The 25992-nt window shown below is 62.2% G+C and carries 24 protein-coding genes; 10 read left to right on the plus strand and 14 right to left on the minus strand.

Annotated elements, in window-relative coordinates; translation table 11 throughout:
* Nucleotides 1-143 precede the first annotated feature (143 nt).
* Nucleotides 144-443, plus strand: coding sequence for a hypothetical protein (locus tag ABXS05_RS07995; RefSeq protein WP_367623516.1), 300 nt, complete (start codon nt 144-146; stop codon nt 441-443).
* Nucleotides 444-629: 186 nt separating this feature from the next.
* On the opposite strand, the gene ABXS05_RS08000 is transcribed toward ABXS05_RS07995, so the two are convergent.
* Nucleotides 630-1022 (minus strand): hypothetical protein, encoded by a 393-nt coding sequence (locus tag ABXS05_RS08000; protein ID WP_367623517.1) that lies wholly within the window; start codon nt 1020-1022, stop codon nt 630-632.
* 227 nt (nt 1023-1249) lie between these two features.
* Between ABXS05_RS08000 and ABXS05_RS08005 the strand changes: the two genes are divergently transcribed.
* Nucleotides 1250-1885, plus strand: coding sequence for a recombinase family protein (locus ABXS05_RS08005; protein WP_367623518.1), 636 nt, complete (start codon nt 1250-1252; stop codon nt 1883-1885).
* 464 nt (nt 1886-2349) lie between these two features.
* Here the strand turns inward: ABXS05_RS08005 and ABXS05_RS08010 are convergent, their stop codons facing one another.
* The 7 genes from ABXS05_RS08010 to ABXS05_RS08040 all read right to left on the minus strand — a co-directional run bounded on the left by ABXS05_RS08010 (nt 2350) and on the right by ABXS05_RS08040 (nt 8630).
* Nucleotides 2350-3483, minus strand: coding sequence for an AAA family ATPase (locus ABXS05_RS08010; protein ID WP_367623519.1), 1134 nt, complete (start codon nt 3481-3483; stop codon nt 2350-2352).
* A complete protein-coding gene (locus tag ABXS05_RS08015; protein ID WP_367623520.1) occupies nt 3473-4411 on the minus strand; it encodes a DUF7146 domain-containing protein in 939 nt (312 codons plus the stop codon). The genes ABXS05_RS08010 and ABXS05_RS08015 overlap by 11 nt, the downstream gene beginning before the upstream one ends.
* 48 nt (nt 4412-4459) lie before the next feature.
* Nucleotides 4460-4960 (minus strand): hypothetical protein, encoded by a 501-nt coding sequence (locus tag ABXS05_RS08020; protein ID WP_367623521.1) that lies wholly within the window; start codon nt 4958-4960, stop codon nt 4460-4462.
* Nucleotides 4961-5100: 140 nt separating this feature from the next.
* Nucleotides 5101-5328 (minus strand): helix-turn-helix transcriptional regulator, encoded by a 228-nt coding sequence (locus ABXS05_RS08025; RefSeq protein WP_367623522.1) that lies wholly within the window; start codon nt 5326-5328, stop codon nt 5101-5103.
* Between the two features lie 137 nt (nt 5329-5465).
* Nucleotides 5466-6254 (minus strand): hypothetical protein, encoded by a 789-nt coding sequence (locus ABXS05_RS08030; RefSeq protein ID WP_367623523.1) that lies wholly within the window; start codon nt 6252-6254, stop codon nt 5466-5468.
* Between the two features lie 171 nt (nt 6255-6425).
* The gene (locus ABXS05_RS08035) at nt 6426-7817 is read right to left on the minus strand and encodes a site-specific integrase (protein ID WP_367623524.1); all 1392 of its coding nucleotides are present in this window, start codon (nt 7815-7817) and stop codon (nt 6426-6428) included.
* Nucleotides 7818-8087: 270 nt separating this feature from the next.
* Complete coding sequence (locus ABXS05_RS08040; RefSeq protein ID WP_311934035.1) at nt 8088-8630, minus strand: hypothetical protein; 543 nt, start codon at nt 8628-8630, stop codon at nt 8088-8090.
* Between the two features lie 27 nt (nt 8631-8657).
* Between ABXS05_RS08040 and ABXS05_RS08045 the strand changes: the two genes are divergently transcribed.
* Together ABXS05_RS08045 and ABXS05_RS08050 are read left to right on the plus strand one after the other, a co-directional pair.
* Nucleotides 8658-8966, plus strand: a complete 309-nt coding sequence (locus ABXS05_RS08045) for a hypothetical protein (RefSeq protein ID WP_367623525.1) — start codon at nt 8658-8660, stop codon at nt 8964-8966.
* Nucleotides 8967-9021: 55 nt separating this feature from the next.
* Nucleotides 9022-10341, plus strand: a complete 1320-nt coding sequence (locus tag ABXS05_RS08050; protein WP_367623526.1) for an MFS family transporter — start codon at nt 9022-9024, stop codon at nt 10339-10341.
* 199 nt (nt 10342-10540) lie between these two features.
* Here the strand turns inward: ABXS05_RS08050 and ABXS05_RS08055 are convergent, their stop codons facing one another.
* The 4 genes from ABXS05_RS08055 to ABXS05_RS08070 form a co-directional block, all read right to left on the minus strand.
* Entirely contained in the window at nt 10541-12853 is a 2313-nt protein-coding gene (locus tag ABXS05_RS08055) for an NADP-dependent malic enzyme (protein ID WP_311934038.1), read from the minus strand.
* Nucleotides 12854-13020: 167 nt separating this feature from the next.
* Entirely contained in the window at nt 13021-13884 is an 864-nt protein-coding gene (locus ABXS05_RS08060; protein ID WP_311934039.1) for a glycosyltransferase family 2 protein, read from the minus strand.
* A 15-nt stretch (nt 13885-13899) separates the two neighbouring features.
* On the minus strand, nt 13900-14841 hold the full coding sequence (locus tag ABXS05_RS08065; RefSeq protein ID WP_367623527.1) for a glycosyltransferase family 2 protein: 942 nt from the start codon (nt 14839-14841) through the stop codon (nt 13900-13902).
* A 4-nt stretch (nt 14842-14845) separates the two neighbouring features.
* Entirely contained in the window at nt 14846-16336 is a 1491-nt protein-coding gene (locus tag ABXS05_RS08070; RefSeq protein ID WP_311934041.1) for a lipopolysaccharide biosynthesis protein, read from the minus strand.
* A 494-nt stretch (nt 16337-16830) separates the two neighbouring features.
* Between ABXS05_RS08070 and ABXS05_RS08075 the strand changes: the two genes are divergently transcribed.
* Entirely contained in the window at nt 16831-17697 is an 867-nt protein-coding gene (locus ABXS05_RS08075) for a glycoside hydrolase family 16 protein (RefSeq protein ID WP_311934042.1), read from the plus strand.
* A gap of 31 nt (nt 17698-17728) precedes the next feature.
* Here ABXS05_RS08075 and ABXS05_RS08080 read toward each other — a convergent pair whose 3' ends face one another.
* Nucleotides 17729-19156 carry a hypothetical protein gene (locus ABXS05_RS08080; protein ID WP_367623528.1) on the minus strand — a complete coding sequence of 476 codons (1428 nt, stop codon included), beginning with the start codon at nt 19154-19156 and terminating at the stop codon, nt 17729-17731.
* Between the two features lie 447 nt (nt 19157-19603).
* On the opposite strand from ABXS05_RS08080, the gene ABXS05_RS08085 reads away from it, so the two are divergent.
* A complete protein-coding gene (locus ABXS05_RS08085) occupies nt 19604-20797 on the plus strand; it encodes a glycosyltransferase family 4 protein (protein ID WP_367623529.1) in 1194 nt (397 codons plus the stop codon).
* On the opposite strand, the gene ABXS05_RS08090 is transcribed toward ABXS05_RS08085, so the two are convergent.
* The gene (locus ABXS05_RS08090) at nt 20768-21586 is read right to left on the minus strand and encodes an APH(3'') family aminoglycoside O-phosphotransferase (protein ID WP_367623530.1); all 819 of its coding nucleotides are present in this window, start codon (nt 21584-21586) and stop codon (nt 20768-20770) included. The genes ABXS05_RS08085 and ABXS05_RS08090 overlap by 30 nt on opposite strands.
* Nucleotides 21587-21712: 126 nt before the next feature.
* Between ABXS05_RS08090 and ABXS05_RS08095 the strand changes: the two genes are divergently transcribed.
* The 4 genes from ABXS05_RS08095 to ABXS05_RS08110 all read left to right on the plus strand — a co-directional run bounded on the left by ABXS05_RS08095 (nt 21713) and on the right by ABXS05_RS08110 (nt 25646).
* On the plus strand, nt 21713-22276 hold the full coding sequence (locus ABXS05_RS08095; RefSeq protein ID WP_367623531.1) for a GNAT family N-acetyltransferase: 564 nt from the start codon (nt 21713-21715) through the stop codon (nt 22274-22276).
* 65 nt (nt 22277-22341) lie between these two features.
* Complete coding sequence (gene dapF, locus ABXS05_RS08100) at nt 22342-23205, plus strand: diaminopimelate epimerase (RefSeq protein WP_311934047.1); 864 nt, start codon at nt 22342-22344, stop codon at nt 23203-23205.
* Nucleotides 23202-24440: a tRNA (N(6)-L-threonylcarbamoyladenosine(37)-C(2))-methylthiotransferase MtaB gene (gene mtaB, locus ABXS05_RS08105; protein ID WP_367623532.1), complete on the plus strand. Its 1239-nt coding sequence runs from the start codon at nt 23202-23204 to the stop codon at nt 24438-24440. The genes dapF and mtaB overlap by 4 nt, the downstream gene beginning before the upstream one ends.
* A gap of 390 nt (nt 24441-24830) precedes the next feature.
* On the plus strand, nt 24831-25646 hold the full coding sequence (locus tag ABXS05_RS08110; RefSeq protein WP_367623533.1) for a DUF3108 domain-containing protein: 816 nt from the start codon (nt 24831-24833) through the stop codon (nt 25644-25646).
* The last annotated feature ends 346 nt before the right edge of the window (nt 25647-25992 follow it).

Genomic DNA, 25992 nt, shown 5'->3' on the forward strand with positions numbered 1-25992 from the left:
GCACCAACACCAGATCGGTAGTTGCGTCACAAGTCTTTCCCGCCGATCAAGGAAGCTCCGTAGGAACTCATTTTCGTCAAAAGCTGAAAGCGCGAGTTTTTTGCAAATAATCGATATCGTTCAACTAGGCATTAGGAAATTAGATGGCACGCAAAGCGGAATTCACAGTTGAAATTGGGGCAGAATATCGGAGAACATCCTTAATAGTTAATACCGATGAGCTACGGATATCAACCACAGATCGAGGAAATACAGCAAAAAGACTCTTCGGACGAGAGGAATATGAGCAAATACTTATAATGAAAGGAGAAGAATATATTAATTTATTATTTTGCTTATTGTTGGAAAAATACTCAGGTCAAGCAAATTTATTAAAAGAATTTTCGGAATTTTGTCGCGCCAAAGGTATACCAACCGAGAGAATTGATTGGCACTCGGATTAAACGAACGCTAAATCCTAAGATTTTAAGCTGACCTTACCCGCTCATTGCTCTTGGAAGCTCAATTTGTCGGCGGGCCTGATAGGGCCACTTATCCGACCCAGGAAATGTAGGAATGTTCCCCGCAATCCCTGGGTGTGAGAGCCCCCCTCCCCCTGGGGGCAGCGCGCGCGGGTTTTTTTCAAAGCATCAGCGCTTACCTGCCTGGTGAGAAGAGGTGGGGGTACCAATCAATTCGCAAAAGCAATGGTGAGGCAAGTCGCGACCATCGCCAATCAACATGGCGAGAAGCATGGTTTGATCGACTTTCCTGGCGGGCATCTCGATTAGGAGCGTACAGCCGTCGAGAAGGGACAACGCCTCCTCTTTGAGCCTACGCAAATCGTAGCGCCTGTTATCGATACGCGAGATTGGATCGCCGTTGATCAACTCGTACATACGATCCTCGCGGTGATCAACCCAAGCGCCCTTCCAGATCTCCTCGGCACGGTCAAGCTCAGCGCGCGCGGTGGTGATCTCCTCGCGCAGATCCTCGAAGCGATCAGCATCCTCGGGCCGATCAAAGCGATAGGTAAACTTCATTCGATACTCCCGGCGCACGCTTGTGCCAGTCAGGGTTGGATGTGCTCTCCAGGTTTTCACTGCGCCTCATGACACCAATCCGCTGGCGCGAAGCTCTGCGCCCCTGTTCAGAAAACCCCTCTGATTTTTGCCATCACCGCCCCGCCGAAATCAACGGGTTAGAGTTGGCTTCCACGGTGTTCGATAAATACTTGTTTTCTGAACATTAAGGCTCTACGGTGAACGCAATGAGCATCTACATTGGAGCCAACCCTATGCGTCGCGTTGCGATCTACACCCGAGTCTCGACCGATCGGCAGACAACCGACAATCAGGAGCGCGAGCTACGGGAGGTCGCCGACCGGATGGGCTGGGAGATCGTCAACGTCTATCAGGATGAAGGTATCAGCGGCGCGAAGGGACGCGACCAGAGACCGGCCTTCGATCAACTCTGCAAGGATGCGGCCCGCCGCCGGTTCGACACGGTTGCCGCTTGGTCCGTCGATCGCCTGGGCCGATCCTTGCAGGATCTCGTGGGCTTCCTATCCGAGCTCCATGCGCTCGGCATTGACCTGTTCTTGCATCAACAAGGTCTCGATACGACGACCCCAGCCGGAAAGGCCATGTTTCAGATGATGGGTGTCTTCGCCGAATTCGAGCGGTCGATGATCCGGGAGCGTGTCAAGTCAGGATTGAGCCGTGCGCGCGCGCAGGGAAAGACGCTTGGCCGCCCGCCGATTGCTGCGGAAATTGAAGTCGCGATCCGTAAGGACCTCCAATTGGGCGGGGTCGGCGTGAGAAAGCTTGCTGCAATGCACAAGGTCGGGGTCGGTACCGTGCTGAGGATCCGGGCGCAGCTTGCATCACCCGCGCCAAATGCATAGCTCGACCCAGGGTTTCAGGAAGGTCGTGTGTGTGACGATACAATCCTATATTTAACCCATCTCCAATACATTTTAATTTAGGAAGTCGCATGATACGTGCATCGCTAAGTATTTTAAGAATAGGTGGCATTTATTCTTAATCATCCATTATATCGAACGCCGTTTTCACCTGCCTTCCACCCCTCCGCCTTGGTGGAGTTCACCCTGCCCTTCCACCCCCCTTATAAGGGGGGTGGAAGGGCAGGGTTCAATATCCGCCTGGGATTCTCGTATCTATACTTCGCGCCACGCCGAGAGATCTCGGTTGCGCCGCGCACGAGCGACACTGGCACGATGATCTGTGGCTAAGACCGGTCAATGACAGGAGGCCAGGCTGCGAGCTCTCGCACGGCCGTTGGCTATCTCATCCGACCATGGAGAGATGGGCCGTCAGCGGGCGCGCCAAGCGACTCGACGCCATCCGGTCACAGCCCTGGCAATGGCGGTGTCTCGTCGATGATCGCGAGGTAGGAACGACGGCGAGAAGGTGACCCTTCCTCGACACTCTTCACGCGGCTGGCTTTGAGAAGCCTGTTTAATGCTGCGCCCAGTTCATCGTCAGAGAACGAAGCGCAGGCTTTCGTTTTCTCCCGTAGTGCTTTCGGCGCAAAGTTTGCCTGACCGCGATGGACATTGCAGCGAATATTCTTCTCGCCAAGTTCCCTCAGGCCGGCAATGAAAGCGTCCTCCGCCTCAGCCTGGCGCATTCTCCCGCTTCCTGCGACCTGGGTCGGGGTTTCATTGACGAAGACCCCGTCTTGGTAGCGCAGTTGAAGCTCAACACCTGCGGTCGCATAGTTTGCTTTCTGCCGAGAGAGTATGCGACGATCAGGATCTGCGGTTTCGCCGTCCTGGATCTTGGGTCGCTCGAGATAGATTCGTGATCGCACAGAATTGTTCCAAGCCGTCGAACCACCGTCGCCGCTCCCGCTATTCTTGCCAGTCTGTGACGGGTGCGCCAGCAGTACCACGGCACCACCAATCTCAATTGCAATCCTGGTGAGAGCGGAAATGAAGGCCCGGACTTGCGGCCTTATGTTCTCGTTCCCCGCAAAGGTATCGGCGGCTGTGTCGATGATGACCAGTTGCGCGCCGAACGCCTTGGCCGCCTCGATGATCTGGAAATAAAGCGGCGTCGGCTCACAGGAGCCGTCAGCGTGGAAGTGCACAAGGGAGTTGTCCATACCAACGCGCGAAACCCATTGCATGCCCTCAAGATCGGCAAAGTCGATACCGAGGGTCTGGTTGATGGCGGCCTGCCGGCGCTGCAATTCATCGTTGTCGTCTTCGCAAAAGATCGCGAGCACCTTGCAGCGCATGACCGAAAAACCGAGGAAGTCCCTGCCCGTGGCGCAGCATGTCGCAAGCAGCTGCGCCAAAAGGCTCTTTCCTGCCCCTCCATCACCGTAGATCGAGGTCACCGCTCCCAGAGGTATCCAGCCTTGTAGGAGCCATTGCCGCTCGGGGATAGGCAACCCCTGAAAACGGATTGGGTCGACTACGACCAGTGGAGCGAGCGGGAAATCATCCCTTGTGCGCCGCGAGCCACTAGATTCCATGGTGACGCGCCCTTAGCTCGTCATTGAAATCCTTTCCAATTTTCGAAAACCGGATGACAACTTTGCGGCCCTGAGCGCGAAAGGCCTGCCTGGCATCCTCGGCAGCAGCCTCACCCGCCGCACCTCGATCTGCAAACAGGGCGACGTGTTGAACTATAGGGGGAAGGATGATGCGAGAAAGATGGGCACCCAGCGCGCACCATACAGGGATGCGATAGAGTTCCATCGCGGACAGGCCCGTTTCAATCCCCTCGGCAAGCCCGATCACCGAACCGGCGGGGGCCAAGCAAACAGCACCGCGCTTGATCGGTCCGAGTGAACGCTTCGGGCTCTCGATATCTGCCTTACCCCTGCCGTCGGGATGCAGAAACGTTCGCTGGATCGCCACGATTTCGCCGGCGAGACCCGTCACGGCCGCTACCATGACAGGATATTCGATCGCCTCGCGGGGATTTGGTCGAAGGCCGGGATGACACCGAAGGCAATCTGGGAGGTCGAGGCTGATACAGCGCGCCGTGCGGAGGTAGGTCTCAGCAACTGTCCCGCCGATGGCGGCGGATGCGTGCCAGATCGCAAGCGCCTCGGCTTGCTTGCGGGCGAGATCATCGTCGCCGACGTTGTTATGACCCGCTGAATTGATGAGCGGCACCGCGCCGGCTTCCCGGCGCAGATGATCAGCTGCTTCGTTGAAACTCAAGCCGTCGACGCGTTGCCACCAGTCCAGAAGGTCGCCATGGGCTTGGCAGCCGAAGCAATGGAAAAAGCCCTTGCTGTCATTGACCGTAAAGCTGGGGCTTTTCTCGTCATGAAACGGGCACCGGCCGAACCACTCGCCGCTACGCTTCGAGAGTCGCACCCGTCGTCCCACATAAGCGGACAACGACAAGCGACCCTTGAGGGCTTCGAGTTCATCCCTGTTGGAGGTCATGGCAGTTCCCTCGGCACCACCTTGCGAGCGATCGCAAGTGCCGTTGCCCTAACGGGGCGTGATATCTTTGGTATCCGGCTCGTCAGGAGACAGAGCGTCCTGCAAGGCCAAGAGGCGGGCAAGAATGGTCGCGCGCCGATGATCGGGGGCGACAACGGCATCCACCGCGAAAGCCGAGCCAAGCTTCACTACTAGGCGATTGTGAGCTTTGAGGAGGGAAAGCTCACAACAAATCGGATCGGCCACTCTTCTCGCGAGCTGGCCCTTGATCATCATTGCCCAACAGAAGGAGTGAGCGACTAGAGTTTCGCTGTGAAACATCAGGTGGTCGAACGCCTCGCCAGCCCTCATGACTTCGACGCCTCGGATGGCAAGTGATACGTAGGCCGGCGTAAGCCTCATGAGGCGAGCAAATTCGGCTTGGGGAAGGCTGAACATCCGGCTGCTGAGATAGATCGCGAGCTGCCACGCCTTGGCTTCATCTCCGAATGCCTCGTCGACCAGCGCCCTCTTGCGTGAATCGGGAGAGCGGAGGATGTCCTTGGCCATACCGCCCATCATCTCGCAAACGATCGAGTGAGATACGCGATAGACGTCTTCAACGAAGGCCGTTGATGGAACTTCCCTACCAAACACAGACGACAGAACAAAAGGAGGCGCGCCCACCTGATATTTGGATCTGCAGCCCCTCATCGTGCCGCTTCCTCTGAGGTCGAACGACGGCGGCAATCGTTGGTCCAGCGTTCCAAATCCGCAATGTCATAAACGACGCGGCGCGGCCCGAGTTTCAGATAAGCGGGGCCGTTGCCGGTCAACCGCATTTTCGTAAGCGTGGAGGCCGAAAGTTTGAGGAAGCACGCGGCCTCATTCGTCGTCAGCTTAGCGGAGGCTGGCATGCTTGAGCTGGATTGGTTCATCATGTGTCACCTTGCGATCGCTGGGGATTCAGCAAGGCATATTGATGGTCCGGGGCTGGATGCTTTGAATAGAGCATCAAAAGGCCAAAGAAGGGCCATATAAGTGTTGACTTATATGGCCCTTCTTCTAACTACCATCACGTTGCGTCCAAGCGGCTATCGGTTCTCCGAACGATACGCTTCAACGTCCTGTCAGAATCAGGAAGCTGCAGGTTCTTGTCAGAGAACCACTTCCTAAGCCATCTCACAGCCTGAGACTGGGTCTCGAATTTTCCCCCAGCGCGTCGATAATCATATAGAGAGTCCTCGGCCATTAGATTTAGTGGCGCAGGCCCTCTAGGCCCTTTCTTTTCCCCCAATCGCTTGAAATGTGGGGCGGCGGCGTCATGGGGAAGTGTGGACTGAGAAACCTCCGATGCGCCGATAGGGGAGGTTGTCTTGGCTCGATGATCATCAATCGCCGCTAGGCCATGGGCACCGTCGATTGCATCCAGGAACGCGCGCGCTCGGACGGCATCGTCCACCAGCACGATTGGCCCAAGAGGATGATTCCCTGTTTCGAAGGCCTTCGCGCCATCTGCCGCTGCCCACCATGACTTTGGCGGCATCACCACTTTGCCATCGGCGCAAACGACGAGGGCAACCTGAGTGCCGATCACCAAGTCATCGCGTAATCTTCGGACGACACCACGCGTCAGTTCCTCAGCCCTACGGTGTGCCGGCTCTGCCACCGCCAAGGCCTTGTTCAGGGCGACATACGCTTTCATGCCTTTGCCTTTTGAGGCTGCCTTGTGGAAGGCCGCTACCGCGGTCTTCGCGGCCTCGATCATGCTGATGTCGGCGGCATTCATGCGGAGTCTTGTCAGCTCATCGAGTTTTGTGCGCAAAGGAACGCAGCCAGGTGGCGCGTAATCATCCGACGGCATGAGTGTGCCCTTCCTACGAAAGGATCCTGCAAGGAAAGAAAACGACGCGGCGACCGGGCGCAGGTACCCGGTGTTCGGTGATCAGCCTAGCCACGTCACGCGCACGATCCCCGAAGGGATCGCGATCCGAATGGGAAGAGGAGCATAGCCGGCGGCACGGCGGCGCCATGCTCATCTCCTTCTCGCTATCAGGCCCAGCGGTCGGCGCATGATCGGCGATGAGAGGTGTGGCGCCGAGCGGGGCGCGACTTTGGCCGTCCTACCGTCGAGTGCGGCAGCAAGTGTTCCACCTACGCTTTCCGATGCACGCCTCACCGGATCGTTGTCGAGATGAGCATATCGCTGCGTGGTGCTGGCCTGGGTGTGCCCCAGCATCTTGCCGACGATCGGCAAACCGAAGCCAGCACCAACGCCGAAACTCGCGTGGGTATGGCGGAGATCATGAATACGTAGGCCATCCAAGCGAGCTCGTCGCGTGATCATTGACCACGGTCGCTTGAGGTCCGTTTTCGGTTCATCTGGATTGTTACCAGGAATTACAAAGCGTCCGACCCGCCCGAGACCATCAAGCACAGCAAGGGCCGGCGCATTGAGGATTATAGTTTTCTTACCGGTTTTCGACTCCGGCAGAAAGAGGAGTCCCCGTTCCATGTCAACGAAAGACCACTGCAGATGCAGGATTTCCCGTAGGCGAGCACCGGTGAACAGGAGCAATCTGATTGCGGCAGTCGCGTAAGGGCAAACCCTGACGATGCGATTTTCAGGCTTGGGAGCATGCTTCACCTTCTTGGAGGGATCTGGCTCCCAGACAATCCCAACGGTTTCGGCCTCTCGCAACGCCGTACCCAGGCGGTCGAGCTCGTCGGTTGTGAGAAAGCGCTCCACTGTTCCAGTAGCGAACTTTGCGACACCGAAACACGGATTGTCAGGGCGGACCTGCCTCCGCCGCGCAAAGCTTATCATGGCGCTGAGAACTCGCACTGCCCGAGTAGCAGCACTCTCCCCCCCTTTTGGTACCGCCCCTCGACTAGGCTTCATATCTGGGTCACGCCGGCGACTCGACTTACCTTGAGCGACATCAACAAGGAAGCGTTCCACGTCGCTCGACGTGAGCGAGGCAACCCGATGTGACCCAATCAACGGCTTGATATGCGCTTCAATCGCCAACCGATCGGCGGCGATAGAGCTTGGCTTTTTGAGGCCGCCACGCCTCGTCGGCAATAGGACACCTTCCTTTAAATAAAGGTCGCCCAATTCAGCAATCGTCATGGCGCGACGCATGGCTAACAACTGCCCGGCTGGATCATCGCCCGTCGCTACGCCGCCAAGCGTTTGTTTTGCCAGCTTACGAGCTTCATCCGGTGTGAGCACACCATACCGCCCGAGGGTGTACTGCCGCTGCGGCGCATTCCGGCCGCCTCCTTCGGCTCGATACCGGACAACGAAGGTTTTCGTCCCTCCAGGCTCGACCTTCACGCCGAACCCTGACAACTCCGTATCCCAAACCACGAACCTGGCACTGGTTGGCACAATAGCATCGACAGTCCGTTTGCTGATTTTCAATCGCCGTTCCATGATCTGCCCTGCCGATCTTCCAAGATTTCGGTCATCACCCGGTCATCACCGAGCGAGGAAACGTATGGAATCACGCGGAACGACCACAGTCAATAAGTGATTGATATTGCGTGCATAAATGCATCTCGAGGAATTTCACGGAAAGCCATGAAAACGTGCCGGATCGCGTTCGTAATGATGGGGTCGCGTGTTCGAGTCACGCAAGCGGCACCACTTTCTCAGCCCCATACCATTGGTTCGTACCATCGGGGCTGACGATCAATTCCACATGTCGGGATAATGGGCCGGGCAGACACAATGCCGGCTGGTGCGCGGCGGGTCGATCAGGCGGCCTGCAAGCGGCGCGAGCAAAGCTTCGACCCGTTCGGCTGAACGGACGGCCGCTTCCGTGACTTCATAGGGGGAACCGGCATCGCTCAGGCTGATCTCCAGCCGATCCGCCTGCACATGGGCATAGACGGGCTGCCCCGCCAATTCGACAAAACCAGGCTGCCGGATGCCCCCACTGCCCGGCACGATGGAAGCGAACCTGCCGAATTCCTCGGCCGTATAGGCGACGCCTGGCACAGGTTGTGGGGAGCCGGGCGCAACGACCTCCAGCACGATACCGAGGGCGGCACAGACATCCGCCAGATCGGCCCCTGCCTGCAGGCCGATGGCCACAAGCAGTTCATCGCCATCATTGGCATGGCCGCCGACCGCCCGGCAGAACCGAAAATAACGGAGCCTGCGCGCCCATTGCGCGATCTGCTGCCGGTCATGGCGCTCAAACAGATAGAGGTTCCAACGATCGTCGCTCATGCGTGGAAAGGTCCCCGCCAAGTCTCAATGGGCTTTTCGACAACGCTCCTTCGTGGCCAATATCGAGAAGCCCTGCAAGCATTCAAGATCCTGCAGCTTCCGTTCGCCCGCCATATTGCCCGCCGGCACATGGTCTATGGTCCAGCCCCGACAGGCGGCAGAACGGATGGGCGCCGTGGCGTCGCTATGGAGCGCGATCTGGTCTTGCCACCCAGAAACGCCGAGGACGAGATCATCGATCTGACCAACGGTTTCAAGGATCGGCGCCCGTCCGGGCATCCTGTCCTTGCCGTTCGGGAAAAATGGCTTGCCCGGATCAGCAAACCCGCAGCATGATCGCAATCGCTTTGAAAGACAGACCTAAAGACAAGGTCAACCAGGGGGGAGACATATGAGTAACACCGCAGCCATGGCGGCAGAAGACCCACATGATACCCGCCGGCGGGTGATGGCGATTGTCGGTTCATCTTCCGGAAATCTTGTCGAATGGTTTGATTTCTACGCCTATGCGTTTACGGCGCTCTACTTTTCGAGTGCCTTCTTCGGCTTCATCAAGAATGCCGAACCGACCACCCAGCTCCTCTATTCCTCGGCGGTCTTCGCCATCGGTTTCCTCATGCGGCCGATCGGGGGCTGGCTTTTCGGCTGGATTGCCGACCGCTATGGCCGCAAGAACTCGATGATGATCTCGGTCCTGATGATGTGTGCGGGATCTCTGGCGATCTCGCTGCTGCCGACTTACGCCACGGCGGGCATCCTGGCACCGATCCTTCTCCTGCTCTGCCGGATGGTCCAGGGCCTCTCCGTGGGCGGCGAATACGGGACGTCGGCGACCTATATGAGCGAGGTTGCGCTCGCCGGGCGGCGCGGCTTCTTCGGTTCTTTCCAATATGTGACGCTGATCGGCGGCCAGCTCCTCGCCTCGGCCGTCATCGTCATCCTCGAACTCTTGTTCAGCGACGAGGAAATGCGGGCCTGGGGCTGGCGCATTCCCTTCGTTGTGGGCGCTTGCGCCGCCGTCGTCGCCTTCTACCTGCGGCGCTCCCTGCACGAGACCTCGTCGGCGGAGACATGCGCCCGCAAGGAAGCCGGCTCGCTTGTCGGCCTGCTCCGCCGGCATCCGCGACCTTTCCTGACCGTGATCGGGTACACGGCCGGTGGCTCGCTGATCTTCTACACCTTCACCACCTACATGCAGAAATATCTGGTCAACACGGCACACATGGCCAAGGAGACGGCCAACGTCACCATGACGGCGGTGCTGTTTACCTATATGTGCATGCAGCCGCTCTTCGGCGCGCTTTCCGACAGGATCGGGCGGAAATGGTCGATGATGCTGTTCGGTGGCCTCGCGACACTGTGCACCGTGCCGCTCCTGACGGCGATCGGCAGCGTTGAGAGTCCGCTCTCGGCCTATTTCCTGGTGGTGGCGGCGCTCGCGATCGTGTCCTTCTACACCTCGATCAGCGGGCTCGTGAAAGCCGAGATGTTTCCGGCCGAGGTCCGGGCGCTCGGGGTCGGCCTCTCCTACGCCATCGCCAATGCCCTCTTCGGCGGCTCGGCCGAGGCAGTGGCGCTCGCTTTCAAGGATGCAGGCCATGAGACCTGGTTCTTCTGGTACGTCACGGCGATGTGCGCGATTGCCTTCCTCACCGCCCTCACCATGCTCGCCAACCGGCCGACCTATCTGGCGGGCGAAGGCACGGAATAGGCTCCTGGAGCCCCATGCCTGAAAGCGCGGGCAGGGTTTCGGCGAAAACGGGGAGCAATGGCGCCAATTCTGCCTGGTGGCGCATGGGCATCCAGCCTGGACTTCCCGCCCGCTTGCTGGTGCAGCCCCAAGAGGCATCCTCGATGCCTCTTGGGATTGTCGATGGTGCCGAACAGACCGAGGATCCGGCGCGCCTCGTTCACCCGCCGATATTTGCCGCCGCCAGCACCGCCATGTTGACGAGATCGGTGTCCTTGGCGGCCAGCGGCACGATCTGCACCGACTTGTCGAGGCCGACCAGGATCGGGCCGATCACCGTGGCTCCGCCGAGCTCCTGCAGCATCTTGGTGGCGATCGAGGCGGAGTGGAAAGCCGGCATGATCAGCACATTGGCCGGTCCGGACAGGCGGCAGAACGGATAGAGCGCCATCGCCTCGCGGTTGAGCGCGACATCGGCCCCCATCTCGCCGTCATATTCGAAATCGACGCGGCGGCGATCGAGAATGCGCACCGCGTCGCGCACGCGCTCGGCCCGCTCGCCCTCCGGATGGCCGAAGGTGGAATAGGCGAGCATGGCCACGCGCGGCTCATAGCCCAGGCGCTTGGCCACCGAGGCCGCCTCGATGGCAATGGCGGCGAGTTCCTCCGAGGTCGGCATGTCATGCACGGCAGTATCGGCCACCAGCACCGTGCGCCCACGCGCAATGGCGATGGAAAGGCCGAGGACGCAATGGCCGGGCTTGTCGCTGACGACGCGTCGGACATCCTCGAGGGCAATCGAATAATTGCGGGTCAGGCCGGTGACCATGGCGTCCGCATCGCCCATCGCCACCATGCAGGCGGCGAAATGGTTGCGGTCGATCGAGGCAAGGCGCACGCAGTCGCGCATCAAATAGCCCTGCCGCTGCAGCCTGTCATAGAGATATTGCGCATAGGCATTGGTGCGCGGCGAGATACGGGCGTTCTGGATCACCATGCCTTCGCGCAGCTCGACGCCGGCAAAGGCGGCAGCGGCCTCGACGCGATCCTCGCGGCCGACCAGGATGGCGGTGCCCAGTCCCTGGTTGACGAAGGAGGCTGCGGCGCGGATCACCGCCTCCTCCTCGCCTTCGGCGAACACCACCCGCTTGGGGGAGCGGCGAACCCGATCGAAGATGCCGGCCAGCGTGCCGGCGACGGGATCGCGGCGGGCCGAGAGCGCGGCACGATAAGCGGCGAGGTCGGCGATCGGCTTGCGGGCGACGCCGGTCTCCATCGCCGCCTTGGCCACGGCGACGGGCACCCGCGTCATCAGGCGGGGATCGAAGGGCGCCGGGATGATGTAGTCGCGTCCGAAGCGCGGCCGCGCGCCCTGATAGGCGCTCGCCACCTCATCCGGCACTTCCTCCTGGGCAAGCTCGGCAAGGGCCTGGGCTGCCGCCACCTTCATCTCCATGTTGATGGCGGTGGCATGCACATCGAGCGCGCCCCGGAAGATGTAGGGGAAGCCCAGGACGTTGTTGACCTGGTTGGGATAATCGGAGCGGCCAGTGGCAATGATGACGTCGTCGCGCACGGCGTGGGCCTCGTCGGGCGTGATCTCCGGATCGGGGTTGGCCATGGCGAAGACCACCGGATTGGGCGCCATGGAGCGCAGCATCTCGGTGGTAAGGGCGCCCTTGACCGACAGGCCGAAGAAGACGTCGGCACCGTCGAGCGCCTCGGCCAGGGTGCGTCGGTCCGTCTCGGCGGCGTGGGCCGATTTCCACTGGTTCATGCCATCGGTGCGGCCCTTGTAGACCACGCCCTTGGTGTCGCAGAGCAGGACGTTGTCGGGCGCAAAGCCCATGGCCTTGACCAGCTCGACGCAGGCGATGCCGGCCGCCCCGGCGCCGTTGACCACCAGGCGGGTGGAGGTGATGTCACGCCCGGTCAGCTTCAGGCAGTTGAACAGGCCGGCAGCGGCGATGATCGCCGTGCCGTGCTGGTCGTCGTGGAAGACCGGGATGTCCATCAATTCCTTGAGGCGCTGCTCGATGATGAAGCATTCGGGCGCCTTGATGTCTTCCAGATTGATGCCCCCGAAGCTCGGGCCGAGATAGCGCACGGCGTTGATGAAGGCGTCGGGGTCCTTGGTATCGACCTCCAGATCGATCGAATCGACATCGGCAAAGCGCTTGAACAGCACGGACTTGCCTTCCATCACCGGTTTGGAGGCCAGTGCGCCGAGATCACCGAGGCCGAGAATGGCGGTGCCGTTGGAGATCACCGCCACCATGTTGCCCTTGGCCGTGTAGTCATAGGCGACAGCCGGATTCTCCGCGATCGCCCGCACCGGCACCGCCACGCCCGGGGAATAGGCGAGCGAGAGGTCGCGCTGCGTCGCCATCGGCTTGGTCGGTACCACCTCCAGCTTGCCGGGCTTGCCTTGCGAGTGAAAGGCCAGAGCCTCCTGGTCGGTGAAGCTGGGGCGGGCTTGATTGGAGCGGACCGGGGTCGAGCCGACTGGACGCGGCGGTTTCTTATCCGTCATTGCGGGGGCGTTTCCATTATCAGGGGAACCGACCCTAAGCACAATTACGGGCTTCGTCCACGGACGATCCCGCGAAAGGCTGCTGTTCCTGCTGCTTCCGCTTAGGGAAGAAAAAAGGGCAGGAACCGCGCTGCCGGCCTGTCGCGGTTCGCTAGGATATCAGGGCATCAGGCCGCCCGGCGGCCGTCGCGATAGCCCTCGAGCCGGCCTTTCAGCGTGTTGAGGTAATAGATCGCACGCCCGCGCTGGCCGCGCGCCCGGCTGACGACATAGCCCCCGAAGGAGCGCAGCATGTAGTTGAAGGAATAAAGCGTGCCCATGCGATGCTTGGCCAGGACATAGCCCATGCCGCGGCCATAGCCGCGCGCCTTCTGCTGCATGCGGACATCCATCATGTCGATACGGATCTCGGGATGATGGCCATAGATGGCGTGGTCATAATAGGAGCGATAGCCCCGCTCCAGCATGCGCAGCACGATGTCGGGCGCCTCACAGGCCTGCCAGGGCGAGGTGGCGCCGACGCCGACATCCTCGTCATAACCGCCGACAGCCTCGAAGACTTCGCGCCGGCAGAAGGACACCCATTCGATCAGCGTGTCGAAGACATCGCGGGCGCCGGTCCAGCGTGCCCCCTCGGCAAAGCGGCCATTGATCGAGCGCCCGGTCTCGTCGGCGGCCCGGCCGTTGACGATATCGGCGCCCGTTTCCGCGAAGGTCTCCAGCACCTTTTCCAGCAGCCAGGATGGGTAGGTGCAATCATCGTCCGGAAAGCCGAGAAGCTCGCCCTCGGCGACCTTGGCGCCATTGTTGCGTGCCCGGCTCGCACCCGGCACGCCGGGCGTGCGCAGATGGCGGATCGGAAAGGGACGCATCTTGCGCGCCAGCACCTCGGTAACCCGCTCGTCGCGATTCTGGTCGACGATGATCACCTCGAAATCCTTGAAGGTCTGGGTCTCCAGGCTGTCGAGCATCAGCGCGATCTCCTCGGAGCGTCCGAGCGTCGCCATTACCAGTGAAAAATGTACGGCCATCGTCTGCGCCTTGACCTACAATTTGAGAATCCGCGCAGGATCGAGTTGCCCCCGTACCAGATCCCACAGAGCTAGAAGATTGCCGGCGAGCCGTCCGCGCCGGTCGGTCCAAGGCTCCGGAAAGGCGCTCTTGACCAGATTGGAAGCCAGGTTTTCGATGCTGCCCTCCAGCGCACCGCGCAGGCTCATATTGCCCTTGCGCATGATGTAGACGCGGTTGGCGATCTGCGAATAGCCGAGCCGCCGGCCGGGGCTGCGCCCCCCCGACTTGGTGCCCAGATGCACGCCGCGCAGGCGCCCGCTCTTGACGATCCGGCCGAAGGGCGCGAGCTGCCGTGAGAAATCGACATCCTCGAGCCAGGCATAGAGCGGCAGCTTTTCGTCGAAGGCCAGGCCGTGCCGGCGCACCGGCTCGAGCCGCACCGCCATGTTGCAGCCATAGCCATTATAGACCGGCTCCAGCGTGTCCGCCGCGCGATTGGGGCCGGCCACCGCCAGCCTGTCGAGGCCCTCGCGCATGCCGAGCCCCGCCCCCGGGGCGCCATCGGCGAGCACCGTGCCGGTGACCATCACCATGTCGGGATTTTCCACGAACAACCTGACGGTCTCGGCCAGGAAATCGGGCGCGGGCAGGAAGTCGTCGTCGAAGAACATCACGATGTCCGCATCGGTGGCGGCCATCAGGGCGTTGCGCTGATGCGGCAGGCCGACGGGACCCGCAATCATCTTGAGGCCCGGCACGATCTGCCGGAGGGCGGCCTCGTCGGCATCGGCAGGCTTGGCCGGGCAGATCAGGAAATCGTCGGGCCGGCGCTCCTGGCCCATCATCACACGCACGGTCTCGGTCAGCACATCCCGTCGGCCCGCCGTCGCGATTGCGACGGCAATCCGCATGTTCTCATGCGCCTTCACGCCGATCTCTCCATGATGCAGGTCTTCCTTGCCATCGCCGCGCATGTCATCAGGTCCTGAACCGAAGCCGTGCCCGCGACATGAGCTGGTCGACCAGGCCGGTCAGCCCAACTGCGTCACCGAACCAGCGTGCCATCAGATAGACACTGCCGACATAGGTCACCAGATAGACCGCGCCGGCAGCACCGATCCGGACCAGATTCATGACGATATCCGTGCTGTCTTGAAACAGGGTCGAGACATAGACCAGGAAAAGCGCACTGATCACCAGCGCTGCACAGGGCCCGACAAAGGCGGCAAGCTGGGCACGATAGCTCAACCCGATCATCGATTTCACCGCCATCATGGTCGAGACCAGCACCGCAAGCGTGGCAAGCGCCTTGGCGGCAATGGCTCCCATAACCCCGAAGCACAGGATACCGGCGATGGTGAGCGGCACGCGCACGGCAAATTCGACCAGGTTCCTGAACGTGATCTGGCGCGACTTGTTGAGGCTGACGGCCAGGGGCGCCATCGGCAGCGCCGGAATGGAGCCGATGCAGGCCAGGGCGATGCCGGTAAGGATGGGGGCGGCCTCGGCCCATTGCGGGCCGAGAAAGACATGGATCAGGTGCTCGGCCATGATGGCGCCGAAGCAAAGGATCGGCGCCATTAGCAGGAAGATGCCGACGCTCGCCTTGAGATAGCTGTTCCGAAGACCGCCATTCTGATGCGCATTGACGAAGGCCACGTTCAGCGGCGTTCCGAGCGGGGCAGCCAGGACCTGGAACGGCAGCGAGGAAAGATCGTTGGCCATGACATAGCGCCCGAAGGCGGCGGGCGGAATGAAACGGGGCAGAATGAAGCGATCCGCCTGCCAGTTGATGGCCGACAGGATCTGCGACATCAGGTTCCAGGTCAGGATGTCGGCAAAGACCGGCCAGGCCTTCAGCGTCAGGCGTGGGCGCATCGGTGCGAGCCAGTAGGAACCGACCAGGGCCACGAAGGCCACCAGAATGGTTCCGAGCGCGATCGACCAGTAGCTTCGCGTCAGGATGGCCACGATGATCGCGGTGGTGACGGCAATGGTCTTGCTGGTGATGTCGAGCCCGGCCTGGCGGCGGAAATCCATGCGCCGGTTGAATTCCACCAGCATGGGGCTGACGCAGCCGCGCATGGCCGGCGCCAGGGCCAGGCTCATCACCAGGGGCACCAGCCGGGGCTCGCCATAAAAGAAGGATATCGGCCAGGCGCAGAGAATGAAGAAGCCGGCAATGATCAGTCCGCGCAGGGCTCCCAGCGTGAAGGCGGTGTTGTAGACCTCCGCGGTCGGCTCGGGAACGCGCAGCATGGCAGCGCCGAGCGGCAGTTCCATCACGGCCTCGACGATGAAGATCAATGTCATCGCCATCGCGACCAGGCCGAAATCGCTGGGTCCGAGGAAACGGGCCAGCACGATCAAGGCAACGAAATCCACCGACTTGCCGGCAAGCCGCGCTCCGGCGGTCCAGGCACCGGCCTTGGCCGTCTGTTTCGAAAGTGCGCCGATTTCAGCCCTCATGGCGGCACAGGCTCCCCTCTGCCTGCCTTCGTAAGGCCCAAGCAGTTTCGAAGCCGGCGCCGGAAGTTCCGCGCTGCCATTGAGGGTGTGCGATCAGGATCATCATCGAGGTTGAATTGTATGGAACGTGGATATCACGGCGCGACGACCGGAGCCTTTCATCAGCGAACAAAAATCTCGAGCTGGGGGTTCGTCCCCCAGACCGAATATCAAAACAAGTCGTGGCTTATCCGGCCGCGGATGACCGCCGATGATGACGGCTGCTACCAGCGATAGCTATTTTATGCAAAGGCCTCGCAGCCTGACAGCTATCCATTCGAAGGATCGCCAAAAGGGAACCACTCCCCCTTTTGGGAGGTGGTCCGCGCCGCACCCTCTGGGCTATCCTCAGGCAGCTCGGCAAAGACCTGGCGGCTCCCAATCATCACACATCAGCAGCCCGTTGCAACGCTCCGTCGACGGAGCACCCGCGAGCCTGAAAGGAATTCGTACCCATGAGTCCCATCACCCGGCGCCTGTTCCTGGCCCTTCCCGCCCTGGGCCTGTCCGCCGCACCGGCATGGGGACAAGCCGTACCGGACCTCAGCGGCTACAAGCTCATCTTCAGGGACGAATTCGAGGGAACCGAGCTCGACCGCGACAAATGGCATATCGGCACCAACCCCAAGGGCGAGCAATGGGGCTCGGACAGCTATTTCGTCACCGCCAGCCAGGCGGACGCCGAGTTGTTCGGCCAGGTCTACCAGGTCGCGGACGGCAAGCTGCGGATCCGGGCCAATCACAAGGCCGACTTTGCCGATCCCACCGGCTGGAAGCGCAAATGGTATTCCGGCATGATCAGCACGGCTTTTCCCAACGGCAAGCCGCCAAGCGCAGCGTTTCGGCGAGGCTATGTCGAGGTCCGCCAGAAGTTCCCGGCCGGAAAGGGCGTGTGGCCTGCCAATTGGGCCCTCAACCTGAAATCGCAGACCCCTGAGGGCGATCCGCTCGGCTCCATCGAGATCGACGGGCTGGAAGCCTATGGCGTCGACATGACCATCTTCCACACCATCGTCCACAATTGGGGAAACAAGACATCTTCCCCCGCCATGTCGCAAAAGCTCCCCGACCTGAGCGCCGATTTCCATACCTATGGCTATCTGGTGGGCGACAACGAGGTTTCGGCTTTTCTCGACGGCAAGCTCGTCCACACGGTTTCGCTGTTGCGGGCCGACAGTGTCGACCGTTTCTTCTGGATGTTCAACCTGGCCATGGGCGGCGGCTGGCCGATCAGCGTTCCCGAAAGCGGCCATTACGACATGCTGATCGACTATATCCGCATCTATTCCAAGGATCCGGACGCGGTGGCCATCAACCCATGACCTCTAACCCATGACCTCTAACCCATGACCTCTAACCCATGACCTGGGCCCTGGCGGGCCTGACGGCCTCTGCTGTCTGCCTTCTGGCCCCTGAATCGAGGTCGCAGGTGGCGCAGGCAATGCCGGCCAGCATGTAGAAGGGCAGGCCGAGATCGATCAGGGTACCCGAGATCGTGGCCATGATCAGGCCTACGAGGCAGCCGATCCGCACGGCGGCGCGCAGCTGGATCGTGGCCCAATCAAGGGGACGGATAGCGGGCTTGAACAGCACCATCAGGATGAAGATCCCATAGGTGAGTGCGCCGATGGCGCCGAGATTGGCCAGCACTGCCAGCGGGAAGCTCGAGGCGCGCACCGTGCCGATGCCGGCTCCCAGTCCATAGGTCGCGAAGAATGTTTCGAGCGCCGTCTGGTTCCACATGCCGCGCTCCGCCGCAGACTGGCTCGTTCCCTTGTTGAGCACGAAGTCCTGCATCATGCCGTAGATCGTTTCTGCCAAGGTGGGGGTGAGCAGTACGGCTGCGACGATGACGGCAAGCAGCAGGGGCGCGAAAGCCAGATAGGCATAGACGCTGCGCGGCAGGGGCCCGCCGCGCACCAGGCGCAGCAGGGACTCCGCATAGAGGATCGCCAGCACCACCGGCAAGGCGACATAGCCGCTGGTGGAAGTGCAGAAGATCACCAGGAGCAAGTTGATCAGCGCCAGCCAGAATGTGAGTTGAGGGCGGATATTGCCGAGCCAGAGCCGGAGGGCAAAACTGCCGGCCCACATCGACGACGAGGCAAAGGCCGCGGCCTCGGTGAAGGAGCCGTTGATGCGCTTGAGCCCGTTGACCACCGTATCGTCATGCATGGTGTAGGTGGTGTTGCGCATGAAATCGAGCAGGAAGGCGGTTCCCGTCCAGAAGGTCGCGAGATCGACGATCGCGAAGAAAATATTGAGGGCGCAATAGGCCACCACGGCATTGGTGACGGCCTCCAGGCCTTCCCTGGTCCGCGCAACGATGTAGCAGATCAGAAAGCAGACGATGTCGCCGATGAAGTAGACGCTCTGCGTCAGATTGCCGGTGGTGGGAGAAAGCGGCACCAGAATGGGCGCAGAGCCACCGTCAGAGGTGGCACCGATGGCGGCGACATAGGAGGCACCGGCGAAGAAGCGCGGCAGGATGAAGGCGCCGACAATGCCGACAGCCGCGGTCGCGACGAACCAGAATCCCTCACGCGGAAAGGTGAGGCGTGCCGTGACGACCGACCAGGTACCCGGGCGTGTCAGGACGGATGCCGCCGTGAACCCCAGCAGCAGATGGGCCGGCTGGATGGTGGTGCCCGCCAGGATGAGCGCGGCGGAGGAACCGAAGATCATGCAGGGAATGAGCATGGAAACGCCGAAAACCGGCCCTCGTCTCAAAGCCAGGATTCCGAGCAGAATGAAGAAGACACCAATGGGTTCCAAACTCACGCGAGGCCCTTTCCGTCTGCCCCTGGCAGAGCTCGTTCCAGCGGAAACGCGCCTTGCCCTCAGTCCTCGCTTCGGCCGCCACTCGAACCGCGGCATGCTTGTGTTCCGGCCCGGGAAAAACGTTCCGGAATGGCCCCGCTGGTGCAAAAATGCCGGCACGGGTTGCGCCATCGGGACAGTATCACATCATGGCGCCCGATGATTCCAGTTCATGCGCCCGCCGAAATATGGCAACCGCCGCGGCGATACCGGCCCGATGGGGCTGATCCAGCGGGCTCTTCTAGACAATGGCGCCGGCAGCCGACAGATATCCATTCGACGGATATCACACAGAAGGAGCCCCCTCCCTTTAGCCAAGTGGCCCGCGGCGCGCTTTTATGGATTATTCTCAAATCGTCTTGGCCATGATGCCGCCGGTTTCGAATGTCGAAGCTTGGCGGAGGGATCTTGCCACAGCGGTCAGCCCCGGCGACGCAACCACTCCATGGCGACGAGCCCTTCGCAAGCCGCATCGACAAGAAACTGTTTGGCGTTTTCCATTTCCGACGAGAGCTGGCCTTGCGCATCCTGCATGTCTTGAATCATACACGCCGCCTCAACGGGCATGTGCACCTCACCATCGATCTCGCCTGCATGCAGGCACAGCTCGGCCATGAGGTGGCCATTGCCAGCGGCGACGGCGATTTCGACGCCTTGCTGGCTGCCCATGGCGTGGAGATCATCCGGATCGACCAGCGCCAGAAGCCCCTGGTTGCGCTGCGGGCGGTCGCCGCTCTCACCCGCCTGTTGCGTTCGCGCCGTTTCGACATCGTGCATGCCCATATGATGACGAGCGCGGTGCTATGCTGGCCGGCCTGCAAGGCTGCGGGTGTGCCGCTGATCACCACTGTCCACAACGAATTCGCGCGCAGCGCCGTCGCCATGGGCGTGGGCCGGCGGGTGATTGCCGTGAGCGACGCCGTCGCCCGTTCGATGGCCAAGCGCGGCATCCCGGCTTCCCGCATCCGCACCGTGCTGAACGGGAATATCGGCTCGCCGCGCCTCTCGGCGCCGGCCGGCCCGCCTGCGGCGCTTGGCACGCCCTCGATTCTCTATGTCGGCGGCCTGCACCCGCGCAAGGGGGCGCCCGTCCTGCTGCGGGCCTTCGAGCGGGTCGCCAGGGAAGTTCCCGGGGCTTCGCTCCATTTCGTCGGCGACGGCCCGCACCGCGCCGAATACGAGGCCATGGCCGCGGCCATGCCATGCGCAGCGGCGATCACCTTTCACGGTGGCTGGGACGACCCGCGGCCTTTCTTCAGGGGAGCGGATGTCTTCGTGCTGCCCTCCCTGGCCGAGCCGGCCGGACTGGTGCTCTCCGAGGCCAGCGAGGCGGGCTGCGCCATCGTCGCTTCCGATGTCGGCGGCGTGCCGGAAATGCTGGATGGCGGCAAGGCGGGGCTGCTGGTGCCGCCCGATGATCCCGCTCGCCTGGCCGAGGCCCTGGTCTCCCTGCTCGTCACCCCCGGTGCCCTGCAGGACGGCAAGAGCCGTGCACGCGCAAATGCCGCGCGCATGACGCTGGACCGCGTGGTCGAGGAGACCTTTGCGGTCTATCGCGAATGCCTGCCGGCCTCAGCCCCAGGTCAGCGGATCGAGGCCTAGATAGAAGTCGAGCCGCTGCCTGTCCGGTCGCTGCAGCCCGAGCACCTCGAACAGGCTGGTGAAGGCCGCTTCAGCCTGCTCCGGTCCAGACCAGCTCTCGCCGGCATTGGCCAGCATCAGCGCAAGATCGGCATAGCGGTCCGCCGTGCCGAGGCGGCCGAGATCGATCATGCCGGTGCAGCGCAGCGTGGCGGGATCGACCATGAAATTGGGCATGCAGGCATCGCCATGGCAGATGACGCGATCCCTCATCTCTTCCGCGAGACGCTGTTCGCGCTGCGCCTCGAGCACAAGCAGGAGATCGGCTGGTACCACCTCCCGCTGCTCCGGCGGCAGGAAATCCGGATTGACGGCACCGCGCGCCACCACGTCGGCTGCGCGCGCCAACATGGTCGACAGGCCGCGTTCGAACGGGCAATCCTCGATCGCCAGCGCGTGCAGCGCGCCGATGCGGGCCGCGATCGACGGCCAAGCCTGCAATAGCTGATCACCGTCGAGATCGCTCGCCGGTACGCCGGCTATGGCGCTGGTGACCAGGCAGGCACCCTCCTCCCCTGCGCGCCAGTCGAGCACTTCCGGAGAGCCGAGCTTGAAGCGGCTCAGCCACTCGACCCGCCGGCGCTCCGCCTCCAGCGCGCTGGCGCCACGGCCCTGTGATAGTTTGGCGAAGGCCCCGCCATCGCTGCGACGATAGACGCTGTCGCCCGACTCGCCGTGGCTGACCGCCAGCCATTCTCTTCCCAAGGGAAGGGCAGGCAACAGGCTGGGGGCATTGGCGGTCGAAGGCATGGCGAATCGCTCCAAATTGGGGGCCGTGACCATAATGCAGAATAGGGTGGCAGCTGGGCCGGTGCGCCGCGACCCTGATGCCCCTGGGGCGATTCCTGTCGGATGCCACGGGAAGGAGACTTGCTCATGGAGTTGACCATTCGTCCCCTCACCGCCGAACTCTGGCTCGATTTCGAGGCCCTCTTTGGCGAGAATGGCGCAAGATCCGGCTGCTGGTGCATGTATTGGCAGATCGGCAGTCTCTACCGACGGCGAGCCCCCACCCAAAATCGCGCCGCCTTCCGGTCCGTGGTCGAGACTGGGCCGCCGCCGGGCCTGCTGGCTTTCGCCGACGCAAGCCCCGTCGGCTGGTGCCAGATCGGGCCACGTCCATCCATCCCCCATATCGACCGCGTCTGGCGGCTGCGATCGCCCGATCACAAACCGGTCTGGTCGGTATCCTGTCTCTACATCGCCAAGGGGATCCGTCGGCGGGGCGTCGCATCGCGCCTGATCGAGGCCGCAATCGATTTCGGCCGCGCCGGCGGGGCCACCACCATCGAGGCCTATCCGATCGACCGGCGCCTTTCGCCTTCCTCTTCCTCGACCGGTTTCGTGACCACCTTCGAGCGGCTCGGTTTCCGGTATGCTCCCTCCCCGACGCCGGAGCGGCCGATCATGCGCCTCGACCTCGGGCAGGCCTCTAGCTGAATGCCCCCATTGGTTCGCAAGGGTTTTTGCCCTATATCAAGGGCCTTCAATCAATCGGAACCACCATGTCTGGCCTCGCCAACCGCCCCTATCTGAAGATGAACGGCATCGGCAACGAGATCGTCGTGCTCGATCTCACCGACGGGTCGCATGCCGTGACGCCGGCGGAAGCCCGTGCCATCGCGGCGCATGAGCCGTTCGATCAGCTGATGGTGCTCTATCCGCCGCAACAGGCAGGGAGCGACGCCTTCATGCGCATCTTCAACGGTGACGGTTCCCAGTCCGGGGCCTGCGGCAACGGCACGCGCTGCGTCTCCTGGTATCTGATGCCGGTGCTCGGCAAGGACCGCCTCATGCTGCAGACGCCGACCAGCCTGGTCGAGGCCCGGCGTGCGGAAGCGGATTTCACCGTCGATATGGGCCCGCCGGCCCTGGACTGGCAGGCGATCCCCCTCGCCCGGGACGCCGGCGATACCAGGGCGATCGACTACGCCTATGGCCCGGCTGGGGCTCCCGTCCTGCAATCGCCGAGCGTGGTGAACATGGGCAATCCCCACGCCGTGTTCTGGATCGACCGCGACCCGGCCGAGATCGATCTCGCCACCATCGGCCCGGCCATCGAGCACGATCCCCTGTTCCCCGAGCGGGTGAACGTCTCGATCGCCCAGGTCCGCGACAGCGGCCATATCGTGCTGCGCGTGTGGGAGCGCGGCGCCGGCCTCACCCGCGCCTGCGGATCGGCTGCCTGCGCCACTGGCGTCGCTGCAGCTCGGCTCGGTTACACCGGGCGCAGGACTCGCATCAGCCTGCCGGGCGGCGACCTCCGGATCGAATGGCGGGAGGCCGATGGCCACGTGCTGATGACCGGGGCAGCGGAACTCGAACATGAGGGCCGCTTTGCGGCCTCCTGGTTCGCCGACGCGGCATGACCGAGATCGTCACCTTCGGCTGCCGCCTCAATATTCACGAATCGGAGGCGATGAAGACGGTCATCGGCTCGCGCGACGACCTGACCGTGATCAATTCCTGCGCGGTGACGGCCGAGGCGGCGCGCCAGGCCAGGCAGGCCATCCGCCGGCTCAAGCGTGAGAATCCGCAACGACGGATCGCCGTCACCGGCTGTGCCGCACAGACCGATGCCGACCGTTTCACCGCCATGCCGGAAGTCGACTTCGTGGTCGGCAATGCCGAAAAGCTGAAAGCCCGGACCTGGGCCTCCCTGACCGAGACTTCGGGCAAGCTGGTCACCTCGGACATCATGGCGGCCTACGACATCGCCTTGCCTGAGATCGAGCGTTTCGAGGGCCGGGCCCGCGGCTTTGTGCAGATCCAGAATGGCTGCGACCACCGCTGCACCTTCTGCATCATTCCCTTCGGCCGCGGCAATTCGCGCTCCCTGCCGCCGGAGATGGTGATCGCGCAGATCCGCCGCCTGGTCGAGGCCGGCTATAAGGAAATCGTTCTGACCGGGGTCGACCTCACCAGTTATGGCCCTGACCTGCCCGATCCCCTGCCCCTGGGCTCGCTGGTGCGTCGTATTCTGCGCGAGGTGCCGGACCTGCCGCGCCTGCGCCTGTCGTCCATCGATTCAATCGAGGCAGACGCCGATCTGATGCGGGCCCTGGCCGAGGATGACAGGCTGATGCCGCATCTGCATCTGTCGCTCCAGGCCGGCGACGATCTCATTCTCAAGCGCATGAAGCGCCGGCATTTGCGGCGGGATGCGATTCGCTTCTGCGCCGAGGCCCGGCGCCTCCGGCCCGACATCGTGTTCGGCGCCGATTTGATCGCCGGTTTCCCCACCGAGGACGAGGCGATGTTCACCCGTTCGCTCGATCTCATCGAGGAGTGCGGCATCACCTATCTGCATGCCTTCCCCTTCTCGCCGCGGCCCGGCACGCCGGCGGCGCGTATGCCACCCGTCGACGGTGCCGAGGTGAAGCGCCGCGCCGCCCGCCTGCGGGATGCCGGCGACCGGGCGATGGCACGCTTTCTTGCCAGCGAAACCGGCGAGATCCGCGAGATCTTGATGGAGCGCGGCGGCATCGGCCGCACTGCTCAATTCGCCGCCGTGCGGCCCGACAGGCCCGCGGCCCCGGGCAGCTTCATGCGCGTGCGGGTCGAGGGGCAGCAAGGCCGGGAATTGCTGGCGACGGCGTTGTAGGCCGCGTCTCGGCATTGTCTTCGAAGCACGAACCTGCCGGCGAATGGCCGCACGTCGCCATATCCGCATCCTGGGAACCGGCAGGGCGTCAAGAGCGGGCAGCCACGATGTCGGCGCTCCGCACGACACAATTGCGCCATGTCTGATTCATCGACCATTCAGCCTGGGCAGGCCAAGATAGCTTCAACAGCACTGGCGTCGGCAAGATTTACGTAACGTTTACCTTGTTAGAATGCGCTTGAGAGATTCTGTGCGCATGATGGACTCGCCGACTGGAGCCTCGTGCCGAAACGTGGACGCCGGTCTTCGGCGGAAACGCGACAACAACCCACGGCATCGGGCCCGAACCCGAATTCGGGTCCGGCGCTGCAAACGGCCCCGGAGACCGGCGTGACGATTTCGCATTTCTTTCGATCGGCGCTCGGCGCCAGCCTTTTCCTTACAGCCGGCCTGACGCCTTCCCTGGCAGCCGCGGCCAGCGCCAGGACGGCGATCAATTACGGTGTCACCCTTGCCGGCTTCCCCATCGGCACGGCGAATCTCGCCATCAATCTGAGCGACGGCGGCCCCTACAAGATCGACGCCTCCGCCAAGGTGGGTGGCCTGATCCGGCTGATCAGCGACGGGCGCGGCTCGGCTTCCTCATCGGGAAAGCTCGGCTCCAGCCAGGTCCGCCCGACGGCCTATACCCTCACCTCGGTGGCGGGCAAGAAGCCGCAATCGGTGCAGATGGCTCTCGCCGGCGGCAATGTCACCGCCCTGCAATTGCAGCCCGACCTGCCGCCGCGCAAGGATCGCGTGCCGCTCACGGACGCCAACAAGCATGGCGTGATCGACCCGCTTTCGGCCGTGCTGGTACCCGTGACCGGCGGCCAGGCCCTCGATGCCTCGGCATGCCGACGTTCACTCCCGGTGTTCGACGGAGCGCAGCGTTTCGACATCAAGCTGTCCTATGCCCGTACCGAGCAGGTCAGCGGCAAGGGCTACGCTGGCCCCGCCATCGTCTGTTCGGCGCGCTATGTGCCGATCGCCGGCCACCGGCCTTCGCGCTCCCAGACCAAATTCATGGTCGAGAACCGCGACATCGAACTATGGCTTGCACCGATCGGCGAGACGCATGTGCTCGCGCCGTTCAAGATCATCATCGGCACCCAGATTGGACGCCTGACCCTCACCGCCTCTCGTTTTGGCGGCGATGCAGATTGAGCCGGATGGGGCTGTGCCAAAACGAAACATCGAGGTTAAACCTGATGTCGGCCCGTTTCGGCACTAGCCTGTTTCAATCATCCCCAAGGATCGGGATTTCATCGTCCTTAGCCGACTATCGACTGATCCGCATCGGCCCGATGACGAGCCGTTTCCTGTCTGGGATCGGCATCTTCTCTAACCATTCGAGGCAGAACTGCCGCGTATAGCGATGTTCTTCTCCTTCCAAACCCATTAACGCCCCTCGGCCAGGCAGTCGTTCGATCGATCTGAGCCGCCCGATTCGTCGGTGATTCGTTCAGGGTTTGGCTGCATTCCTCGCCCTGATTAACGAGAAGAGATCGGC

Source organism: Labrys neptuniae (assembly GCF_040797145.1).
Classification (GTDB): Bacteria; Pseudomonadota; Alphaproteobacteria; order Rhizobiales; family Labraceae; genus Labrys; species Labrys neptuniae.

Coding starts and splice junctions, on each gene's coding strand:
- ABXS05_RS07995 (WP_367623516.1), top strand. CDS start 144: ATGGCACGCAAAGCGGAATTCACAGTTGAAATTGGGGCAGAATATCGG.
- ABXS05_RS08000 (WP_367623517.1), bottom strand. CDS start 1,022: ATGAAGTTTACCTATCGCTTTGATCGGCCCGAGGATGCTGATCGCTTC.
- ABXS05_RS08005 (WP_367623518.1), top strand. CDS start 1,250: ATGAGCATCTACATTGGAGCCAACCCTATGCGTCGCGTTGCGATCTAC.
- ABXS05_RS08010 (WP_367623519.1), bottom strand. CDS start 3,483: ATGGAATCTAGTGGCTCGCGGCGCACAAGGGATGATTTCCCGCTCGCT.
- ABXS05_RS08015 (WP_367623520.1), bottom strand. CDS start 4,411: ATGACCTCCAACAGGGATGAACTCGAAGCCCTCAAGGGTCGCTTGTCG.
- ABXS05_RS08020 (WP_367623521.1), bottom strand. CDS start 4,960: ATGGCCAAGGACATCCTCCGCTCTCCCGATTCACGCAAGAGGGCGCTG.
- ABXS05_RS08025 (WP_367623522.1), bottom strand. CDS start 5,328: ATGAACCAATCCAGCTCAAGCATGCCAGCCTCCGCTAAGCTGACGACG.
- ABXS05_RS08030 (WP_367623523.1), bottom strand. CDS start 6,254: ATGCCGTCGGATGATTACGCGCCACCTGGCTGCGTTCCTTTGCGCACA.
- ABXS05_RS08040 (WP_311934035.1), bottom strand. CDS start 8,630: ATGAGCGACGATCGTTGGAACCTCTATCTGTTTGAGCGCCATGACCGG.
- ABXS05_RS08045 (WP_367623525.1), top strand. CDS start 8,658: ATGGGCTTTTCGACAACGCTCCTTCGTGGCCAATATCGAGAAGCCCTG.
- ABXS05_RS08050 (WP_367623526.1), top strand. CDS start 9,022: ATGAGTAACACCGCAGCCATGGCGGCAGAAGACCCACATGATACCCGC.
- ABXS05_RS08055 (WP_311934038.1), bottom strand. CDS start 12,853: ATGACGGATAAGAAACCGCCGCGTCCAGTCGGCTCGACCCCGGTCCGC.
- ABXS05_RS08060 (WP_311934039.1), bottom strand. CDS start 13,884: ATGGCCGTACATTTTTCACTGGTAATGGCGACGCTCGGACGCTCCGAG.
- ABXS05_RS08065 (WP_367623527.1), bottom strand. CDS start 14,841: ATGCGCGGCGATGGCAAGGAAGACCTGCATCATGGAGAGATCGGCGTG.
- ABXS05_RS08070 (WP_311934041.1), bottom strand. CDS start 16,336: ATGAGGGCTGAAATCGGCGCACTTTCGAAACAGACGGCCAAGGCCGGT.
- ABXS05_RS08075 (WP_311934042.1), top strand. CDS start 16,831: ATGAGTCCCATCACCCGGCGCCTGTTCCTGGCCCTTCCCGCCCTGGGC.
- ABXS05_RS08090 (WP_367623530.1), bottom strand. CDS start 21,586: ATGCCTTCGACCGCCAATGCCCCCAGCCTGTTGCCTGCCCTTCCCTTG.
- ABXS05_RS08095 (WP_367623531.1), top strand. CDS start 21,713: ATGGAGTTGACCATTCGTCCCCTCACCGCCGAACTCTGGCTCGATTTC.
- dapF (WP_311934047.1), top strand. CDS start 22,342: ATGTCTGGCCTCGCCAACCGCCCCTATCTGAAGATGAACGGCATCGGC.
- mtaB (WP_367623532.1), top strand. CDS start 23,202: ATGACCGAGATCGTCACCTTCGGCTGCCGCCTCAATATTCACGAATCG.